Consider the following 14,133-nt stretch of genomic DNA (forward strand, 5'->3'; position numbering starts at 1 on the left):
GATGGACGAGGGCGAGAAGGCGCGGCGGCAGGCGGCCGTTCGGGCGTGCGGGCCGGTGCTGACGGGCCGCTGGTCCGACACGGTGCGGGAGCGGGCCGGGTGGCTGGCCGCGGTCGCCGAGGAGCTCACGGAGGCGGACGAGGCACCGGACGTCTACGGCGACGGTGTGGTCCGCCGGCTGGAGGAGGAGGTCGCGCGGCTGCTCGGAGTCGCGGACGCCGCGTTCTTCCCGACGGGCACGATGGCCCAGCAGGTCGCGCTGCGGGCGTGGGCCGGGCGGACCGGCAACCACGTGGTCGCCCTGCACCCGCTGGCGCACCCCGAGGTGCACGAGCGGGGGGCGCTGCAGGCGGTGACGGGCCTGCGCACGGTGTACCCGACCCGGGAGCCCCGGCTCGCCACCGCAGAGGAGATACGGGGCTTCGAGGAGCCGTTCGGCACGCTGATGCTGGAACTCCCGCTGCGCGACGCCGGTTTCGTCCTGCCGACCTGGGACGAGCTGACGGAGACCGTCGCTGCGGCCCGCGGACGGGACGCCGTGGTGCACTTCGACGGCGCCCGGCTGTGGGAGTCCGCGCCGCACTTCGGCCGGTCGCTGCCCGAGATCGCCGCCCTCGCCGACAGCGTCTACGTCAGCTTCTACAAGTCGCTGCGCGGCCTATCCGGCGCCGCGCTGGGCGGCTCCGCCGAGCTGGTCGCGGAGGCCAAGGCCTGGCGGCACCGCTACGGCGGCCTGGTCCACCAGCAGTTCCCGGCGGCACTGGCCGCCCTCGCCGGCCTGCGGGACGAACTGCCGCGGCTGCCCTCGTACGTGGCGCACGCCGGACCCGTGGCCCGCGCTCTGCGCGAGGGCCTCGCCGCGGGGGGCCTGGACCGGCCCCGGATCCACCCGGCGGAGCCGCACACCCACCAGTTCCAGCTGTGGCTGCCCTACCCCGCCGCCGTACTCGACGAGGCGTCGCTGCGGCAGGCCGAGCAGACCCGGACCAGCCTCTTCGGCCGCGGGCGGTTCGCCGGGTCCGCCCTGCCGGGGATGTCGATGATCGAGGTGACGGTCTCGGCCGACGCGCTGGAGTGGACCGAGCAGGACGTGCGGGAGGCCGCCGCGTCCTTCGCCCGCCTCGTCACGGCCGTCGAGGCGGCGCCCGCCTGACACCGGCCCCGCGGACCGCCCGGCCCCGGAGTCCGGACCGGGCCGGACTCCGGGGCGTGTCCAGTCCCCGCCGGTCGGCGCCGGCCCGTACATACCCGTACCGACTCGCGCCGGCCCGTACATACCCGCGCCGACCCGCGCCGGCCCGTACATACCCGTGCCGGCCCGTTCCGGCGCCGGCCCCCCTCACGCCGGGCCCGCCCCCGGCCCGCCTCCTCGCTCAGACCCGCAGCAGCAGCTTGCCCGTGCCCGCCCGGGACTCGACCAGCCGGTGCGCCGCCGCCGCGTCCGCCAGCGCGAACTCCCCGCTCACCGGCAGCTCGACACCGCCCTCGGTGACGGTGTGGAACGCCCGCTCGGCGATCCCGCGCAGCCGCCGCGGGTCGGACGCTGCCATGCCGAGGATGGAGAACCTGGCGACGGAGATCCCGTGCGGGTACACGTCACCGGGACGGGTCGGACACGGTTCGGCGGCGCAGGCGTTGCCGAAGGACACCAGCCGGCCGAAGCAGGCGAGGACCGACAGCGTACGGCGGAACGTCTTGCCGCCCACCGGGTCCAGCGCGATGTCCACGCCCCGGCCGCCGGTCGCCTCGCGGACGTCCGCGTCGAAGCCGTCCGCCGTGAACACCTGGTCGTAGCCGGACTTGAGCGCGTGCTCGGCCTTGTCGAGCGAGGACACCACCCCGTAGACCGCCGACGCGCCGCCCATCCGGGCGAGCTGGCCGGCGACGGTGCCGACGCTGCCGACGGCGTTGTGGACCAGTACGGTGTCGCCCTCCCGCAGCCGGGCCACCTCGTGGAGCAGCGCGTAAGCGGTGGGCAGCGTGTTCGGCAGGGTCGCCCCGGTCCGCAGCGACAGCCCGTCGGGGACCGCGAAGACGGCGGCGGCGGGGGCGACGACCACTTCGGCGTAGCCGCCGCCGCTGATGAAGGCGGCCACCTCCTGGCCCGGGGTGAAGCCGGTGACGCCCTCGCCGACCGCCCGGATCAGCCCGGAGACCTCAAGGCCGGGCCGGAACGGCAGGGCCCGCACCTGGTAGCCGTCTGCGCGGGCCCGGACGTCGACGATGCTCACCCCGGCGTAGGCGACGCCTATGGTGACCTCCCCGGGTCCCGGCTCCGGCAGCGGTACGTCTACGCTCTTCAGTACTTCGGGACCGCCGAGCTCTTCGAAGACGATGGCGTGCATGTGGTGCTCCCCGTTGGCTGCTGCCCTGTTGCGCCGCTCGGGCCGTTCCGGCTGGTCCGGGCTGGTCCGGTCAACTCTGTTCAAAGAGAAACTAAGTTCAATGGAAACCGAACACCCGAGACTGTATGGTTTCGATCGAACGCTGTGCAATGAGTAATTTCCCCACAAGAAGCTGCAAGCGCTTGCGGCCCCACCGACCGCCCGCCCCAGCCCACGGGAGGACGTCATGACCCCGCCCCGCGCGCACCGGTCCGCCCCCGAGCACACCCACCCCGACGACGTGCCCCTGCTGACCGTGCTGGCGGCACTCGCCGATCCGGTACGGGTCCAACTCGTCCGCGATCTGGCCGGCTCGGCGGACTGGGAGCGTTCCTGCGGCTCGTTCGACGTCCCCGTCGGCAAGGCCGCGCTGAGCCACCACCTGAACACCCTGCGCGCGGCCGGCCTGGTCGAGCAGCGTGACATCGGGTCCAAGCGCCTCAACCGGCTGCGGCGGGCGGAGTTCGACGCGCGCTTCCCCGGACTGCTGGCGCTGGTCCTGGCGGACCGCCCGGCGGCCAAGGCGGCCTCCTGAGGGTCAGAACGGCCCGCCGCCCGCCCTGATCAGCCCCGACTCGTACGCCAGCACCACCGCCTGCACCCGGTCGCGCAGGCTCAGCTTGGTGAGGATGCGGCCCACGTGCGTCTTCACGGTCGCCTCCGACAGCACCAGCTTGCGGGCGATCTCGCCGTTCGACAGACCCTGCGCGACCAGCAGCAGCACCTCCCGCTCCCGCTCGGTGAGGCGGTCGATCTCCTTGTAGCGGTCCTCGGTCCCGGCATTCGGCAGCATCGGCGTGAAGCGGTCCAGCAGCCGCCGGGTGGTGGACGGGGCGACCACCGCGTCGCCGCTGTGCACGGCCCGGATCGCGGTCAGCAGCTCGTCCGGCGGCACGTCCTTGAGCATGAAGCCGCTCGCGCCCGCCTTGAGCCCGGTGAAGGCGTATTCGTCCAGGTCGAAGGTGGTCAGGATCAGCACCCGGGGGTCGCCGTCCTCGGGGGTGCGGTCGCCGCCGCAGATCCGCCGGGTCGCCTCCACCCCGTCCATCCGGGGCATCCGGACGTCCATCAGCACCACGTCCACCCGGGTGGACCGCAGCATCTCCAGCGCCTGCGCGCCGTCGCCCGCCTCGGCCACGACCTCCATGTCCGGCTGGGCGGCCAGCACCATCCGGAAGCCGGTACGCAGCAGTGCCTGGTCGTCGACGAGCATGACGCGGATCGCCATCTTCTGGGGAACCCCTCTGGTCGGGTCTGCAACGGTCCGGCCGGATCGGTGGGAAGCGGTCCGGCCGGCCGGGTCCGGGGCGGGCGCGGGTGTCGCGGGTGTCGCGGGGGCGTTCATCGGGCCGCCTTCAGCGGCAGGACCGCGCTGATCCGGAAGCCGCCGCCGGGGCGCGGGCCGGCGTCCAGGGTGCCGCCGACCATGCCGATGCGCTCCCGCATGCCGATCAGGCCCTGGCCGAGGCCGTCCCGGCCGCCCCGCTCGTACAGCTCGTGCCTGGCGCCGCGCCCGTCGTCCTCGATCAGCAGGTCCAGCGCGGCGTCGCCGAAGCCCAGCAGGACGTTGGCGCTGGCCCCGTCGCCGCCGTGCTTGCGGACGTTGGTCAGCGCCTCCTGCACGATGCGGTACGCGGTCAGCTCGACGCCGCTGGACAGCGGGCGGGCGTCGCCGGCCACCTCGAACCGTACGGGCAGGCCGGCGCCGCGCACCTGGTCGATCAGATCGCCGAGCTGGTCCACCCCGGGCTGCGGCACGTACTCGCCGCCCGCGTCGTCCCCGGCCCGGAGCAGGCCGAGCAGCCGGCGCATCTCGGCGAGGGCCTGCCGGCCGGTGGCGGAGATGGTGGCCAGTGCCTGCTTGGCCTGGTCGGGCGCGGCGTCCAGCACGTAGGCGGCGCCGTCGGCCTGGACCACCATCACCGAGACGTTGTGCGCGACGACGTCGTGCAGTTCCCGGGCGATCCGGGCCCGCTCGGCGGCGACGGCGGCCTTGGACTGCGCCTCGCGCTCCCGGTGCAGCCGCGCGTTGCGCTCCTCCAGCTCGGCGTAGTACGCGCGCCGGGTGCGCAGCCGGTCGCCGACGACCCAGGACAGCGCGAAGATCACGGCCAGGAAGAAGGTCTGGAGCAGGGTCGTCCAGATGGTGGAGTACTGGTCGTGCGGCGGCCAGCGGACCATCGCCACCGGGGCGGCGGCCAGACCCGCGGTGAGCGCGAGGCGGGAGGACCAGCGGCGGCCGTTCGACGCGCAGGTGTAGATGATCGCCAGGAAGGCGGCGTCGCCGGGGTTGGTCCTGACGTTCAGCGCGAGCTGGACCAGGCCGGTGCCGATCGCCACCAGCAGCATCCGTTCCGGGGCCCGGCGGCGCAGCGCCACGACGGTGGCCAGCGCGAACGACAGCGGTACGGCGGCGACCTGGGTCGCCGTGCTCAGACCCTGGTCCGCGACCACCCACACGGCGCACACGGCCAGCAGGACGACGGCCCAGAAGCTGTCGACCCACGTCGGGTGTCGCCGGAAGAAGTCGTAGACGCGCTGCACATCACCCAGCGTAGGCACGGGAGCCCGTCCCGGGGTCACCCCGCAGGGCGATCCCGCCTCGTCCCCAAGTCGGACGCCTCCCCTCCCCTCCCCTTCCCGGGAACCGGCCGCCGGGGCGGACCCGGTCCAGGGCCGCCCCCTCCGTCCCGGCGCCCCTTGTCCCCCCGGGCGCCCCCGCCCCGGTCCGGCCGCCCGGCCCGCCCGGGGCGGGGGACGTGCGCGGGGTCACCCTTGTCCGCCACAGTTGGCGGCAACGGGTTCGCGTAGGATTGACGAGAAGGCGTCGCGGGAGGCGTGGTGGTCGTGGAGGAGAAGCCGGCGAGGCTGGCGGTGGGGGTCGTGGGCGCCGGGCGGGTCGGGCCGGCGGTGGCCGCCGCGCTGCGCAATGCCGGCCACCGGGTGGTGGCCGCGTCCGGGGTGTCGGAGGCGTCGCGGCGGCGGGCCGGGACACTGCTGCCCGGGGTGCCGCTGATGGAGCCCGCGGCCGTCCTGCGGCGCAGCGACCTCGTCCTGCTGACCGTGCCGGACGACGCGCTGCCCGCTCTGGTCAACGGCCTGGCGGAGACCGGCGCCGTACGGCCGGGCCAGCTCGTCGTGCACACCTCCGGCCGCTACGGCGCCGCCGTCCTGAACCCCGCGCTGCGCGCCGGCGGCCTGCCGCTGGCGCTGCACCCGGCGATGACCTTCACCGGCACGCCCGTCGACGTCCAGCGCCTGGTCGGCTGCTCGTTCGGGGTCACTGCGCCGGGCGAGCTGCGGATGGCCGCCGAGGCGCTGGTCATCGAGATGGGCGGCGAGCCGGAGTGGATCGAGGAGGCCGCCCGCCCGCTCTACCACGCGGGCCTGGCCATCGGCGCCAACCACCTCGTCACCCTGGTGGCGCAGTCCATGGACCTGCTCAGGGCCGCCGGGGTCACCGAACCCGGCCGGATGCTCGGCCCGCTGCTCGGCGCCGCCCTCGACAACGCGCTGCGCTCCGGGGACGCCGCGCTGACCGGCCCGGTCGCCCGCGGCGACGCCGGCACCGTCACCGCCCACCTGCGGGAACTGCGGGCGCACGCCCCGGAGGCCGTCGCCTCCTACGTGGCGATGGCCCGCGCCACCGCGGACCGCGCGCTGGCCAACGGCATGCTGAAAGCGGAGTACGCGGCGGCGCTGCTCGGCGCCCTCGCCGACGATGGGACCCGATGAGCCGATGACGGAACTGGTGCACCACACCCGCGACCTCGCCCCCGCCGCGGCCGTGGTCATGACCATGGGCGCCCTCCACGAGGGCCACGCCGCGCTCATCCGGTCCGCCCGCGCCCGCGCGGGCGGCGGCCTGGTCACCGTCACCGTCTTCGTCAACCCGCTCCAGTTCGGGCCGAACGAGGACCTGGACCGCTACCCGCGCACCCTGGACGCCGACGTGGAACTCGCCGAGCAGGCCGGCGCCGACCTGGTCTTCGCCCCCGACGCGGCCGAGGTCTACCCGGGCGGACAGCCCCTGGTACGGGTCTCCGCCGGCCCGATGGGCGAGCGCTACGAGGGCGCCTCCCGGCCCGGCCACTTCGACGGCATGCTCACCGTCGTCGCCAAGCTGCTGCACCTCACCCGGCCGGGAGCCGCGTTCTTCGGCCAGAAGGACGCCCAGCAGCTCGCGCTGATCCGCCGGATGGTCACCGACCTGAACTTCCCCGCCGAGATCGTCGCCGTACCGACGGTACGGGAGCCCGACGGCCTGGCGCTGTCCAGCCGCAACCGCTATCTCGACGCCGAGGACCGCGCCCACGCCGTGGGCCTGTCCCGCGCGCTGTTCGCCGGCCGCGACGCGCTGGCGGGCGGCCCGGCGGCGGTCCGCGAGGCCGCCGCCGCGTCCCTGGCCGGCGCGAGCGGCCTGGCCGTCGACTACCTCGCGCTCATCGACCCCGCCGGCTTCACCGAAGCCGCGCCCGACCACACCGGCCCCGCCGTCCTCGCCGTCGCCGCCGCGGTCGGCGGCACCCGGCTGATCGACAACGTCCCACTGGAGTTCCCCGCACCCGGAGCCGCCCGATGACCAGTACCGGCATACGCCTGCACGCACCCGCGCCCGGCTGGGCGACCGCATCGGACGTGGTCGTGGTCGGCTCCGGAGTGGCGGGCCTGACCGTCGCGCTGCGCTGCGCGGCGGCCGGCGCGCAGGTCACCGTGGTGACCAAGGCGCAGCTGGACGACGGCTCCACCCGCTGGGCGCAGGGCGGGATCGCCGCCGCGCTCGGCGAGGGCGACACCCCGGAGCAGCACCTCGCCGACACCCTCGTCGCGGGCGCGGGACTGTGCGACCGGGACGCGGTACGCGCGCTGGTCACCGAGGGCCCGGACGCCGTCCGCCACCTGATCGCGACCGGCGCGCACTTCGACACCGGCGAGGACGGCGACATCCTGCTCACCCGCGAGGGCGGCCACCACCGCCGCCGGATCGCCCACGCGGGTGGTGACGCGACCGGCGCCGAGGTCTCCCGGGCGCTGATCGACGCGGTCCGGGCGGCCCGTATCGACGTCGTCGAGAACGCCCTCGTCCTGGACCTGCTGACCGACACCGAGGGCCGTACCGCCGGCGTCACCCTGCACGTGATGGGCGCCGGGCAGCGCGACGGCGTCGGCTCGGTCCGGGCCCGCGCGGTGGTGCTCGCCACCGGCGGCATGGGCCAGGTGTTCTCCGCCACCACCAACCCGGCCGTCTCCACCGGCGACGGCGTCGCGCTGGCGCTGCGCGCCGGGGCCGAGGTGAGCGACCTGGAGTTCGTGCAGTTCCACCCGACCGTGCTGTGGCTCGGCGCGGACGCCGAGGGCCAGCAGCCCCTGGTGTCGGAGGCGGTACGCGGCGAGGGCGCCCACCTGGTGGACGCCGACGGCGTGCGCTTCATGACCGGGCAGCACGAGCTGGCCGAACTGGCGCCGCGCGACATCGTGGCCAAGGCCATCATGCGGCGGATGCGGGAGACCGGCGCCGAGCACATGTTCCTCGACGCCCGGCACTTCGGCGCGGACATGTGGGAGCACCGCTTCCCGACGATCCTGGCCGCCTGCCGGGCGCACGGCATCGACCCGGTGACCCGTCCCGTCCCGGTCGCGCCCGCCGCCCACTACGCCTCCGGCGGGGTCGTCACGGACCTGCGCGGCCGAACCACCGTGCCCGGCCTGTACGCGTGCGGCGAGGTGGCCTGCACAGGCGTGCACGGCGCCAACCGGCTCGCCTCCAACTCGCTGCTGGAGGGCCTGGTCTTCGCCGAGCGGATCGCCGCCGACGTGCTCGCCGAGCGCCCGGCGCCCGGCGAGCCGGTCATCCCCGGCCCGGTGGCCGGCCCGCTGCTCGCCTCGGAGGCGCGGTTCGAGGTGCAGCGGATCATGACCGCGGGCGCCGGCGTGCTGCGCAGCGCGGACAGCCTGTCGGCCGCGGCCGGGGCGCTGGAGCGGCTGCACACCGCGGCGGCGGAGACGTACGACCGGGACGGCAAGACCGCCGAGCCGTGCGTGGAGACCTGGGAGGCCACCAACCTGGGCCTGGTCGCCCGGGTGCTGGTGGCCGCGGCCCGGCGCCGGGAGGAGACCCGCGGCTGCCACTGGCGCGAGGACCGCCCGGACCGTGACGACCAGCGGTGGGGCCGTCACCTGGTGGTACGGCTGACCCCCGGGCGCACCCTCGCCGTCCGTACCACCGACGGCCCCGGATTCGGGGATGATGGGGCCGCCGCCCCGAAAGTGAAGGAGCTTCAGTGACCACCCCCGACCGCCCTGGGCTTGTCTCCCTCCCCCTGCCGCAGTTCGGCCCACCCGCGGAAGCCGCCGGCGGCTGCGGTGCCGGCTGCGGCTGCGGTGACGCCCATGACGTGTACGACCTGGACCCGCTGGAGTGCGGCCTGGACCCCGACCTCGCGGAGCTGCTGGCGGCGGCGGGCCTGGACCCGGTCCAGGTGGAGGACGTCGCGCACCTGGCGATCGAGGAGGACCTCGACCAGGGCGTGGACGTCACCACGGTGGCGACCGTTCCCGAGGACGCCGTCGCGGTCGGCGACTTCACCGCCCGCCAGGCCGGTACGGTCGCGGGCCTGCGGGTCGCCGAGGCGGTGCTGTCGGTGGTGTGCACCGCCGAGTTCGAGGTCGAGCGGCACGTCGAGGACGGCGACCGGGTGGCCGCCGGGCAGAAGCTGCTCACCGTGCGCTCGCTGACCCGCGATCTGCTGACCGCCGAGCGCAGCGCGCTCAACCTGCTGTGCCGGCTGTCCGGCATCGCCACCGCCACCCGGGCCTGGGCCGACGTCCTGGAGGGCACGGGCACGCAGGTCCGCGACACCCGCAAGACCACCCCGGGCCTGCGGGCGCTGGAGAAGTACGCGGTCCGCTGCGGCGGCGGCGTCAACCACCGCATGTCGCTGTCCGACGCGGCGCTGGTCAAGGACAACCACGTGATCGCGGCCGGCGGCGTCGCCCAGGCGTTCAAGCTGGTCCGCGAGGAGTTCCCGGACGTGGCCATCGAGGTCGAGGTGGACACCCTGCCGCAGGTGCGGGAGGTGCTGGAGGCGGGCGCCGACCTGATCCTGCTGGACAACTTCACCCCGGAGCAGACCGCGCAGGCGGTGGCGGCCGTGGCCGGCCGGGCCGTCCTGGAGTCCTCCGGGCGGCTCACCCTGGACACCGCCCGCGCCTACGCCGAGACCGGCGTGGACTACCTGGCGGTGGGGGCGCTCACCCACTCCGCCCCGATCCTGGACATCGGCCTCGACCTGCGAGCGGAAGAGTAGACGCGGATGCTGCTCACCATCGACGTCGGCAACACCCACACGGTCCTCGGACTGTTCGACGGCGAGGAGATCGTCGAGCACTGGCGGATCTCCACCGACCCGCGGCGTACCGCCGACGAGCTGGCGGTGCTGCTCCGGGGCCTGATGGGCATGCATCCGCTGCTCGGCGACCTCGGGGACGGCATCGACGGGATCGCGATCTGCTCCACCGTGCCGTCGGTGCTGCACGAGCTGCGCGAGGTGACCCGCCGCTACTACGGCGACGTGCCCGCGGTGCTGGTCGAGCCGGGGGTGAAGACCGGGGTGCCGATCCTGGTCGACCACCCCAAGGAGGTCGGCTCGGACCGGATCATCAACTCGCTGGCCGCGGTGCACCTGTACGGCGGGCCGTGCATCGTGGTCGACTTCGGTACCGCCACCACCTTCGACGCGGTGTCGGCGCGCGGCGAGTACGTGGGCGGCGCCATCGCGCCGGGCATCGAGATCTCGGTGGACGCGCTGGGCGTGCGCGGGGCGCAGCTGCGGAAGATCGAGCTGGCCCGGCCGCGCAGCGTCATCGGCAAGAACACGATCGAGGCGATGCAGTCCGGCATCCTCTACGGCTTCGCCGGCCAGGCGGACGGCATCGCCGAACGGATGGCCCGCGAACTGGCCGACGACCCCGACGACGTCACGGTCATCGCCACCGGCGGCCTGGCCCCCCTGGTCCTGGGCGAGGCGTCGCTGATCGACGAACACGAGCCGTGGCTGACCCTGATCGGCCTCCGCCTGGTCTACGAGCGCAACGTCTCGACCTCCTGACCCCGCCCGCCCCGGCGGCGGCACCCGGTGACCGCCCTCCTCGGCCGCCGCCGCGGCGGGGCGCGGGATGTGCCCGGCGGCGGCACCGCCCTCTGGGTCCCGGGGCGGAGGCGGCGGGCTGACACCCCGGTCGGCCGATGTGCGGCCCCGTGCGCGATGTCCCCGGCCCCGTTCCCGCGCCGACGTCCTGGCGTGGGGGTCCGGGGGTCGCCGCCTCCCGCTGCCGCCGGGGCGGGCGCGGGTTCGGCACCGCGTGAGCGGGCGGCGGCCGGTCGGCCGGCGGAGCCCGACGCTCCCGGACTCGGGGGGTTACGGGGAGTTTGTCGGCTTAGCACTTAAAGTCCATGCATGCCCACGCCACACGGAACCCGAGGCGGCATGGCGTTCAGCGCCGAGGAACTGCGCGTGGTGCGGCGCGCTCTCGCGGAGGTGCTGCACCCGAGCCGGAGCGCCGCCGTACCAGCGGTGCCCCGCCCCGCCGAGTACGTCAAGGACTGTCTGCGGCTCGCGGCGGCCATCGCCGAGGCCGAGTGGGAGGCGGAACGGCTGAGCGCCTTCCTGCTGGCCGAGCTGCGCCGGTACCGGGACGCCCTGCCCGGCGGCTCGGCCGGCTACCTGGAGCGGCTCGACGCCGCCCTCGCCGACGGCTACGTCCCCGGCCCCGACGACCTCGCCGCCCTGCGCCGGCTGCGCTCGACCGCCTGCGCCGCCCCCGAGCACCTGCGCCGCACCGCCCTGCTGCGCCGCTGCGAAACCCTCGCGGAGAACGACGTACGACCGCGTCTGGAGGTCCACATGCCCGCGCCGCGCCGCCTGCTGACCCTGCTGCCCGCCCGCCCGTCGCCCGCTCAGCCCTCCCTCGCCGACGAGCCCCGGCCGAAGCCCGAGGGGGAGCCGGCCGAGCAGCCGCGGCCCCCGCGCGCCCCGAGGCCGCCGCAGACCCCGCAGACCCCGCCGAACCCGGCGGACCCGGCGGACCCGGGCCGCCGCACCCCCACCCCCGCGGAGATCTGGCCGCCGCACCGCCGTCGTCCTGCACCCGGCAGACCGGACCAGGCCCGTAGCGCCTGAGGGGGCGTCCGAGGGGGCGTCTGAGGCCGCGGTGAACACGTTCAGGTGACACCGCGTGCGCCAGGCGTGTGGTCCGGGCCGCCCGGCCCCGGGCCGCACCCCGCCGCCGCGCACCACCCCCGCACCACACCCGCGTCGCGGCCTTGTGCCGCCCGCCGCCCCGGCCGGGAGGCCGCGCAAGGGCGCTGCGCGGGCCGCGGCTACGCTGCACCGTATGGACTACGTATCCGCGATCGTGCCGCCGCTGGTGATGGCGGTCCTCTTCATCGGGGTCATCGTGACGATGATCAAGAACCAGGGCGGGGCCAACAAGGCCAAGGAGGACGCCGCCGTCGACGCCGCGTTCGCCCGCGCCGAAGCGGCGGAGCGGGCCGCGGGCGAGGAGCGCTGAAAGTCCCTATCAGGGCATTTATGGTCATCCGGCCGTAGTATCTCCCGTGTGGTGCGACCGCTGGGAGAGCTCGAAGACGTCGTGATGACCCGTGTGTGGGAGTGGAACCGCCCGGTCACGGTTCGTGAGGTACTGGAGGACCTGGCGCAGGACCGTTCCATCGCCTACACAACGGTGATGACCGTAATGGACAACCTGCGGCAGAAGGGGTGGCTGCGCCGCTCCGCCGAAGGCCGTGCTTATCGCTATGAGGCGGTATCCACGCGAGCCGCATACTCGGCCGCACTGATGAACGAGGGCTGGGCCGCGAGCGACAACCGGGCCGAGGCGCTGGTCCACTTCTTCGGCATGATGACCCCGGAACAGCGGGAAGCCGTGCGGGACGCATTGCGCATCATCCAGTCCGTGGACCCCTCCGGCGAGGCGGAGCCCGAAGGGCGATAGCGTCCGCCCATGCCGTTGAAGTCGAATGAGGTCACCATCCGCCGCGCCCGCACCGGCGATGTCCGCGCCCTACGGCGCCTGCTGGACTCCTATGTCCGCGACGGCATCCTGCTGGACAAGCCGACCGTGACGCTTTATGAGGACATCCAGGAGTTCTGGGTGGCGGAACGCGACGAGGACGCCGCCGTGGTCGCCTGCGGCGCGCTGCACGTGATGTGGGAGGACCTGGCCGAGGTCAGGACGCTGGCGGTGGACCCCTCGCTGCGCGGCGTGGGCGTCGGGCACGCGGTGCTGGGCAAGTTGCTACAGACCGCGCGCTGGCTCGGAGTCCGGCGCATTTTCTGCCTCACCTTCGAAGTGGACTTCTTCGCCAAGCACGGCTTCGTGGAGATCGGCGAGACCCCGGTGGACGGCGATGTGTTCGGCGAGCTGCTGCGTTCCAATGACGAGGGCGTCGCCGAGTTCCTCGACCTGGAGCGAGTGAAACCGAACACCTTGGGCAACAGCCGCATGCTGCTGCAACTCTGAGTGATCCGGTTTGTCCGGATCGCGCTACCCCGGGCCGGTCTCTTCGCGCAAGGGGTTTGTGTTTTCCGCGGAAAGGCGCTTTGCTTTTACCGTTAATCCGTTTTCGATGAAAGGGAAGCCGGTGGCACAGAAGGTTCAGGTCCTTCTTGTTGACGACCTCGACGGGGGCGAGGCGGACGAGACCGTGACGTTCGCACTCGACGGTGTGACGTACGAGATCGACCTCACGACAGAAAATGCCGACAAGCTCCGCGGGCTGCTCAACCCGTACACGGACAGTGGCCGCCGCACCGGTGGCCGCGCCGGTCGGAGCCGTACCAAGGCCCCCCGCAGCGCCGGAGGCGCCTCCGGGCCGGACACCGCGAAGATCCGGGCATGGGCCAAGGAGAAGGGCTACGAGGTCAACGACCGCGGCCGGGTCCCGGCGACCATCCGCGAGGCGTACGAGAAGGCCCACGGCTGATCCTGGCGGCCCGCGCGCAACGTGATCCGATGGCAGGCCGTCGCCAGGGCGGCCACCAACGCCGCCAGTCCGATGGGCACCCCCGATCCATCGGCCTCGCCCGTGGTACTCGGCGCGGGCACGGTCGCCTCCACATCGAATCCCGGCCGAGGAGGCCGCAGCCACACCGGTGCCGACCGGTCGTACGCGGCCTCCCGGCGGGCCCACTCCGGGTGGGCCGGCGCCCGCATCCCCTGTCCGGCGCCCAAGGCGGTCAGATCCAGCGGGATGCCGCCCCACTCCAGCCACTCCAGCAGCCCCGGCAGCGCCTCCGCGGAGCCGGCGGCTACCAGCAGCCGGATCCGGTGGCCGTCCAGTGCCACCGGGCCCAGCTGGTCCGGCCGGGAGAACCGGCTCAGCATGGCGAACCCGGCCTCGGCCGGTACCTCCAGTGCGTCGAACCGCACCCCTGTGACCAGCCCCGGGGGCGGCCCGTCGGCGACCGGCCAGCCCAGCTCGTGCTCGTACCAACCCATGCCGTATGCAACTGCCGCCCGGAGCAGGGGTTACGTGCCGTTCTGGGTGACATGTGCGAAGTGACGGGAAAGCGGCGCCCCGGCGAACGGCTTTGTTCGCCCGTAGCGCACTCGAAGTGGCGCCGCGGTGTGGAATACCCGCGGCTGAGGGTAAGAAGTACCTAGTGACAAGGGCTGGTGTTCGGGCAGGTGGGGCGGGCGTTCGCCACGGGCGTACTGGATAAAACGC

16 protein-coding genes are annotated in these 14,133 nt (G+C 74.2%); 12 read left to right on the top strand and 4 right to left on the bottom strand.

Annotated elements, in window-relative coordinates; translation table 11 throughout:
* Position 1 precedes the first annotated feature (1 nt).
* A complete protein-coding gene (locus tag RLT57_RS17205; protein ID WP_311298286.1) occupies positions 2-1,153 on the top strand; it encodes a threonine aldolase family protein in 1,152 nt (383 codons plus the stop codon).
* Between the two features lie 220 nt (positions 1,154-1,373).
* Here the strand turns inward: RLT57_RS17205 and RLT57_RS17210 are convergent, their stop codons facing one another.
* On the bottom strand, positions 1,374-2,345 hold the full coding sequence (locus RLT57_RS17210; RefSeq protein WP_311298287.1) for a quinone oxidoreductase family protein: 972 nt from the start codon (positions 2,343-2,345) through the stop codon (positions 1,374-1,376).
* Between the two features lie 226 nt (positions 2,346-2,571).
* Here RLT57_RS17210 and RLT57_RS17215 point away from each other — a divergent pair, with 226 nt between their 5' ends.
* The gene (locus RLT57_RS17215) at positions 2,572-2,919 is read left to right on the top strand and encodes an ArsR/SmtB family transcription factor (protein ID WP_311298288.1); all 348 of its coding nucleotides are present in this window, start codon (positions 2,572-2,574) and stop codon (positions 2,917-2,919) included.
* A gap of 3 nt (positions 2,920-2,922) precedes the next feature.
* Here the strand turns inward: RLT57_RS17215 and RLT57_RS17220 are convergent, their stop codons facing one another.
* Together RLT57_RS17220 and RLT57_RS17225 are read right to left on the bottom strand one after the other, a co-directional pair.
* Positions 2,923-3,612 carry a response regulator transcription factor gene (locus tag RLT57_RS17220; protein ID WP_311298289.1) on the bottom strand — a complete coding sequence of 230 codons (690 nt, stop codon included), beginning with the start codon at positions 3,610-3,612 and terminating at the stop codon, positions 2,923-2,925.
* A gap of 113 nt (positions 3,613-3,725) precedes the next feature.
* Entirely contained in the window at positions 3,726-4,928 is a 1,203-nt protein-coding gene (locus tag RLT57_RS17225; protein ID WP_311298290.1) for a sensor histidine kinase, read from the bottom strand.
* 294 nt (positions 4,929-5,222) lie between these two features.
* Between RLT57_RS17225 and RLT57_RS17230 the strand changes: the two genes are divergently transcribed.
* The 10 genes from RLT57_RS17230 to RLT57_RS17275 all read left to right on the top strand — a co-directional run bounded on the left by RLT57_RS17230 (position 5,223) and on the right by RLT57_RS17275 (position 13,389).
* Positions 5,223-6,119, top strand: coding sequence for a Rossmann-like and DUF2520 domain-containing protein (locus RLT57_RS17230; RefSeq protein ID WP_311298291.1), 897 nt, complete (start codon positions 5,223-5,225; stop codon positions 6,117-6,119).
* A 4-nt stretch (positions 6,120-6,123) separates the two neighbouring features.
* Positions 6,124-6,966, top strand: coding sequence for a pantoate--beta-alanine ligase (panC, locus tag RLT57_RS17235; RefSeq protein ID WP_311298292.1), 843 nt, complete (start codon positions 6,124-6,126; stop codon positions 6,964-6,966).
* Positions 6,963-8,669, top strand: a complete 1,707-nt coding sequence (locus RLT57_RS17240) for an L-aspartate oxidase (protein WP_311298293.1) — start codon at positions 6,963-6,965, stop codon at positions 8,667-8,669. Before panC ends, RLT57_RS17240 begins: the two co-directional genes overlap by 4 nt.
* Complete coding sequence (gene nadC / locus RLT57_RS17245) at positions 8,666-9,691, top strand: carboxylating nicotinate-nucleotide diphosphorylase (protein WP_311298294.1); 1,026 nt, start codon at positions 8,666-8,668, stop codon at positions 9,689-9,691. The genes RLT57_RS17240 and nadC overlap by 4 nt, the downstream gene beginning before the upstream one ends.
* 6 nt (positions 9,692-9,697) lie before the next feature.
* On the top strand, positions 9,698-10,492 hold the full coding sequence (locus RLT57_RS17250; RefSeq protein WP_311298295.1) for a type III pantothenate kinase: 795 nt from the start codon (positions 9,698-9,700) through the stop codon (positions 10,490-10,492).
* 348 nt (positions 10,493-10,840) lie between these two features.
* Positions 10,841-11,563 carry a hypothetical protein gene (locus RLT57_RS17255; protein ID WP_311298296.1) on the top strand — a complete coding sequence of 241 codons (723 nt, stop codon included), beginning with the start codon at positions 10,841-10,843 and terminating at the stop codon, positions 11,561-11,563.
* Between the two features lie 214 nt (positions 11,564-11,777).
* Positions 11,778-11,954: a hypothetical protein gene (locus tag RLT57_RS17260; RefSeq protein ID WP_311298297.1), complete on the top strand. Its 177-nt coding sequence runs from the start codon at positions 11,778-11,780 to the stop codon at positions 11,952-11,954.
* Positions 11,955-12,002: 48 nt separating this feature from the next.
* Positions 12,003-12,398: a BlaI/MecI/CopY family transcriptional regulator gene (locus tag RLT57_RS17265; protein ID WP_311298298.1), complete on the top strand. Its 396-nt coding sequence runs from the start codon at positions 12,003-12,005 to the stop codon at positions 12,396-12,398.
* Between the two features lie 9 nt (positions 12,399-12,407).
* The gene (locus tag RLT57_RS17270; RefSeq protein WP_311298299.1) at positions 12,408-12,926 is read left to right on the top strand and encodes an amino-acid N-acetyltransferase; all 519 of its coding nucleotides are present in this window, start codon (positions 12,408-12,410) and stop codon (positions 12,924-12,926) included.
* Between the two features lie 121 nt (positions 12,927-13,047).
* Positions 13,048-13,389 (top strand): histone-like nucleoid-structuring protein Lsr2, encoded by a 342-nt coding sequence (locus RLT57_RS17275; protein ID WP_311298300.1) that lies wholly within the window; start codon positions 13,048-13,050, stop codon positions 13,387-13,389.
* Here RLT57_RS17275 and RLT57_RS17280 read toward each other — a convergent pair.
* On the bottom strand, positions 13,320-13,904 hold the full coding sequence (locus tag RLT57_RS17280) for an SCO3374 family protein (RefSeq protein WP_311298301.1): 585 nt from the start codon (positions 13,902-13,904) through the stop codon (positions 13,320-13,322). The genes RLT57_RS17275 and RLT57_RS17280 overlap by 70 nt on opposite strands.
* Positions 13,905-14,133 lie beyond the last annotated feature (229 nt).

It is taken from the genome of Streptomyces sp. ITFR-21 (assembly GCF_031844685.1).
Lineage (GTDB): Bacteria > Actinomycetota > Actinomycetes > Streptomycetales > Streptomycetaceae > Actinacidiphila.

Bases quoted from the DNA above. Each gene is read 5' to 3' on its own strand.
- RLT57_RS17270 (WP_311298299.1), top strand. From the start codon at position 12,408: ATGCCGTTGAAGTCGAATGAGGTCACCATCCGCCGCGCCCGCACCGGC.
- RLT57_RS17240 (WP_311298293.1), top strand. From the start codon at position 6,963: ATGACCAGTACCGGCATACGCCTGCACGCACCCGCGCCCGGCTGGGCG.
- RLT57_RS17215 (WP_311298288.1), top strand. From the start codon at position 2,572: ATGACCCCGCCCCGCGCGCACCGGTCCGCCCCCGAGCACACCCACCCC.
- panC (WP_311298292.1), top strand. From the start codon at position 6,124: ATGACGGAACTGGTGCACCACACCCGCGACCTCGCCCCCGCCGCGGCC.
- RLT57_RS17205 (WP_311298286.1), top strand. From the start codon at position 2: ATGGACGAGGGCGAGAAGGCGCGGCGGCAGGCGGCCGTTCGGGCGTGC.
- RLT57_RS17280 (WP_311298301.1), bottom strand. From the start codon at position 13,904: ATGGGTTGGTACGAGCACGAGCTGGGCTGGCCGGTCGCCGACGGGCCG.
- RLT57_RS17210 (WP_311298287.1), bottom strand. From the start codon at position 2,345: ATGCACGCCATCGTCTTCGAAGAGCTCGGCGGTCCCGAAGTACTGAAG.
- RLT57_RS17255 (WP_311298296.1), top strand. From the start codon at position 10,841: ATGCCCACGCCACACGGAACCCGAGGCGGCATGGCGTTCAGCGCCGAG.
- RLT57_RS17220 (WP_311298289.1), bottom strand. From the start codon at position 3,612: ATGGCGATCCGCGTCATGCTCGTCGACGACCAGGCACTGCTGCGTACC.
- RLT57_RS17260 (WP_311298297.1), top strand. From the start codon at position 11,778: ATGGACTACGTATCCGCGATCGTGCCGCCGCTGGTGATGGCGGTCCTC.
- RLT57_RS17250 (WP_311298295.1), top strand. From the start codon at position 9,698: ATGCTGCTCACCATCGACGTCGGCAACACCCACACGGTCCTCGGACTG.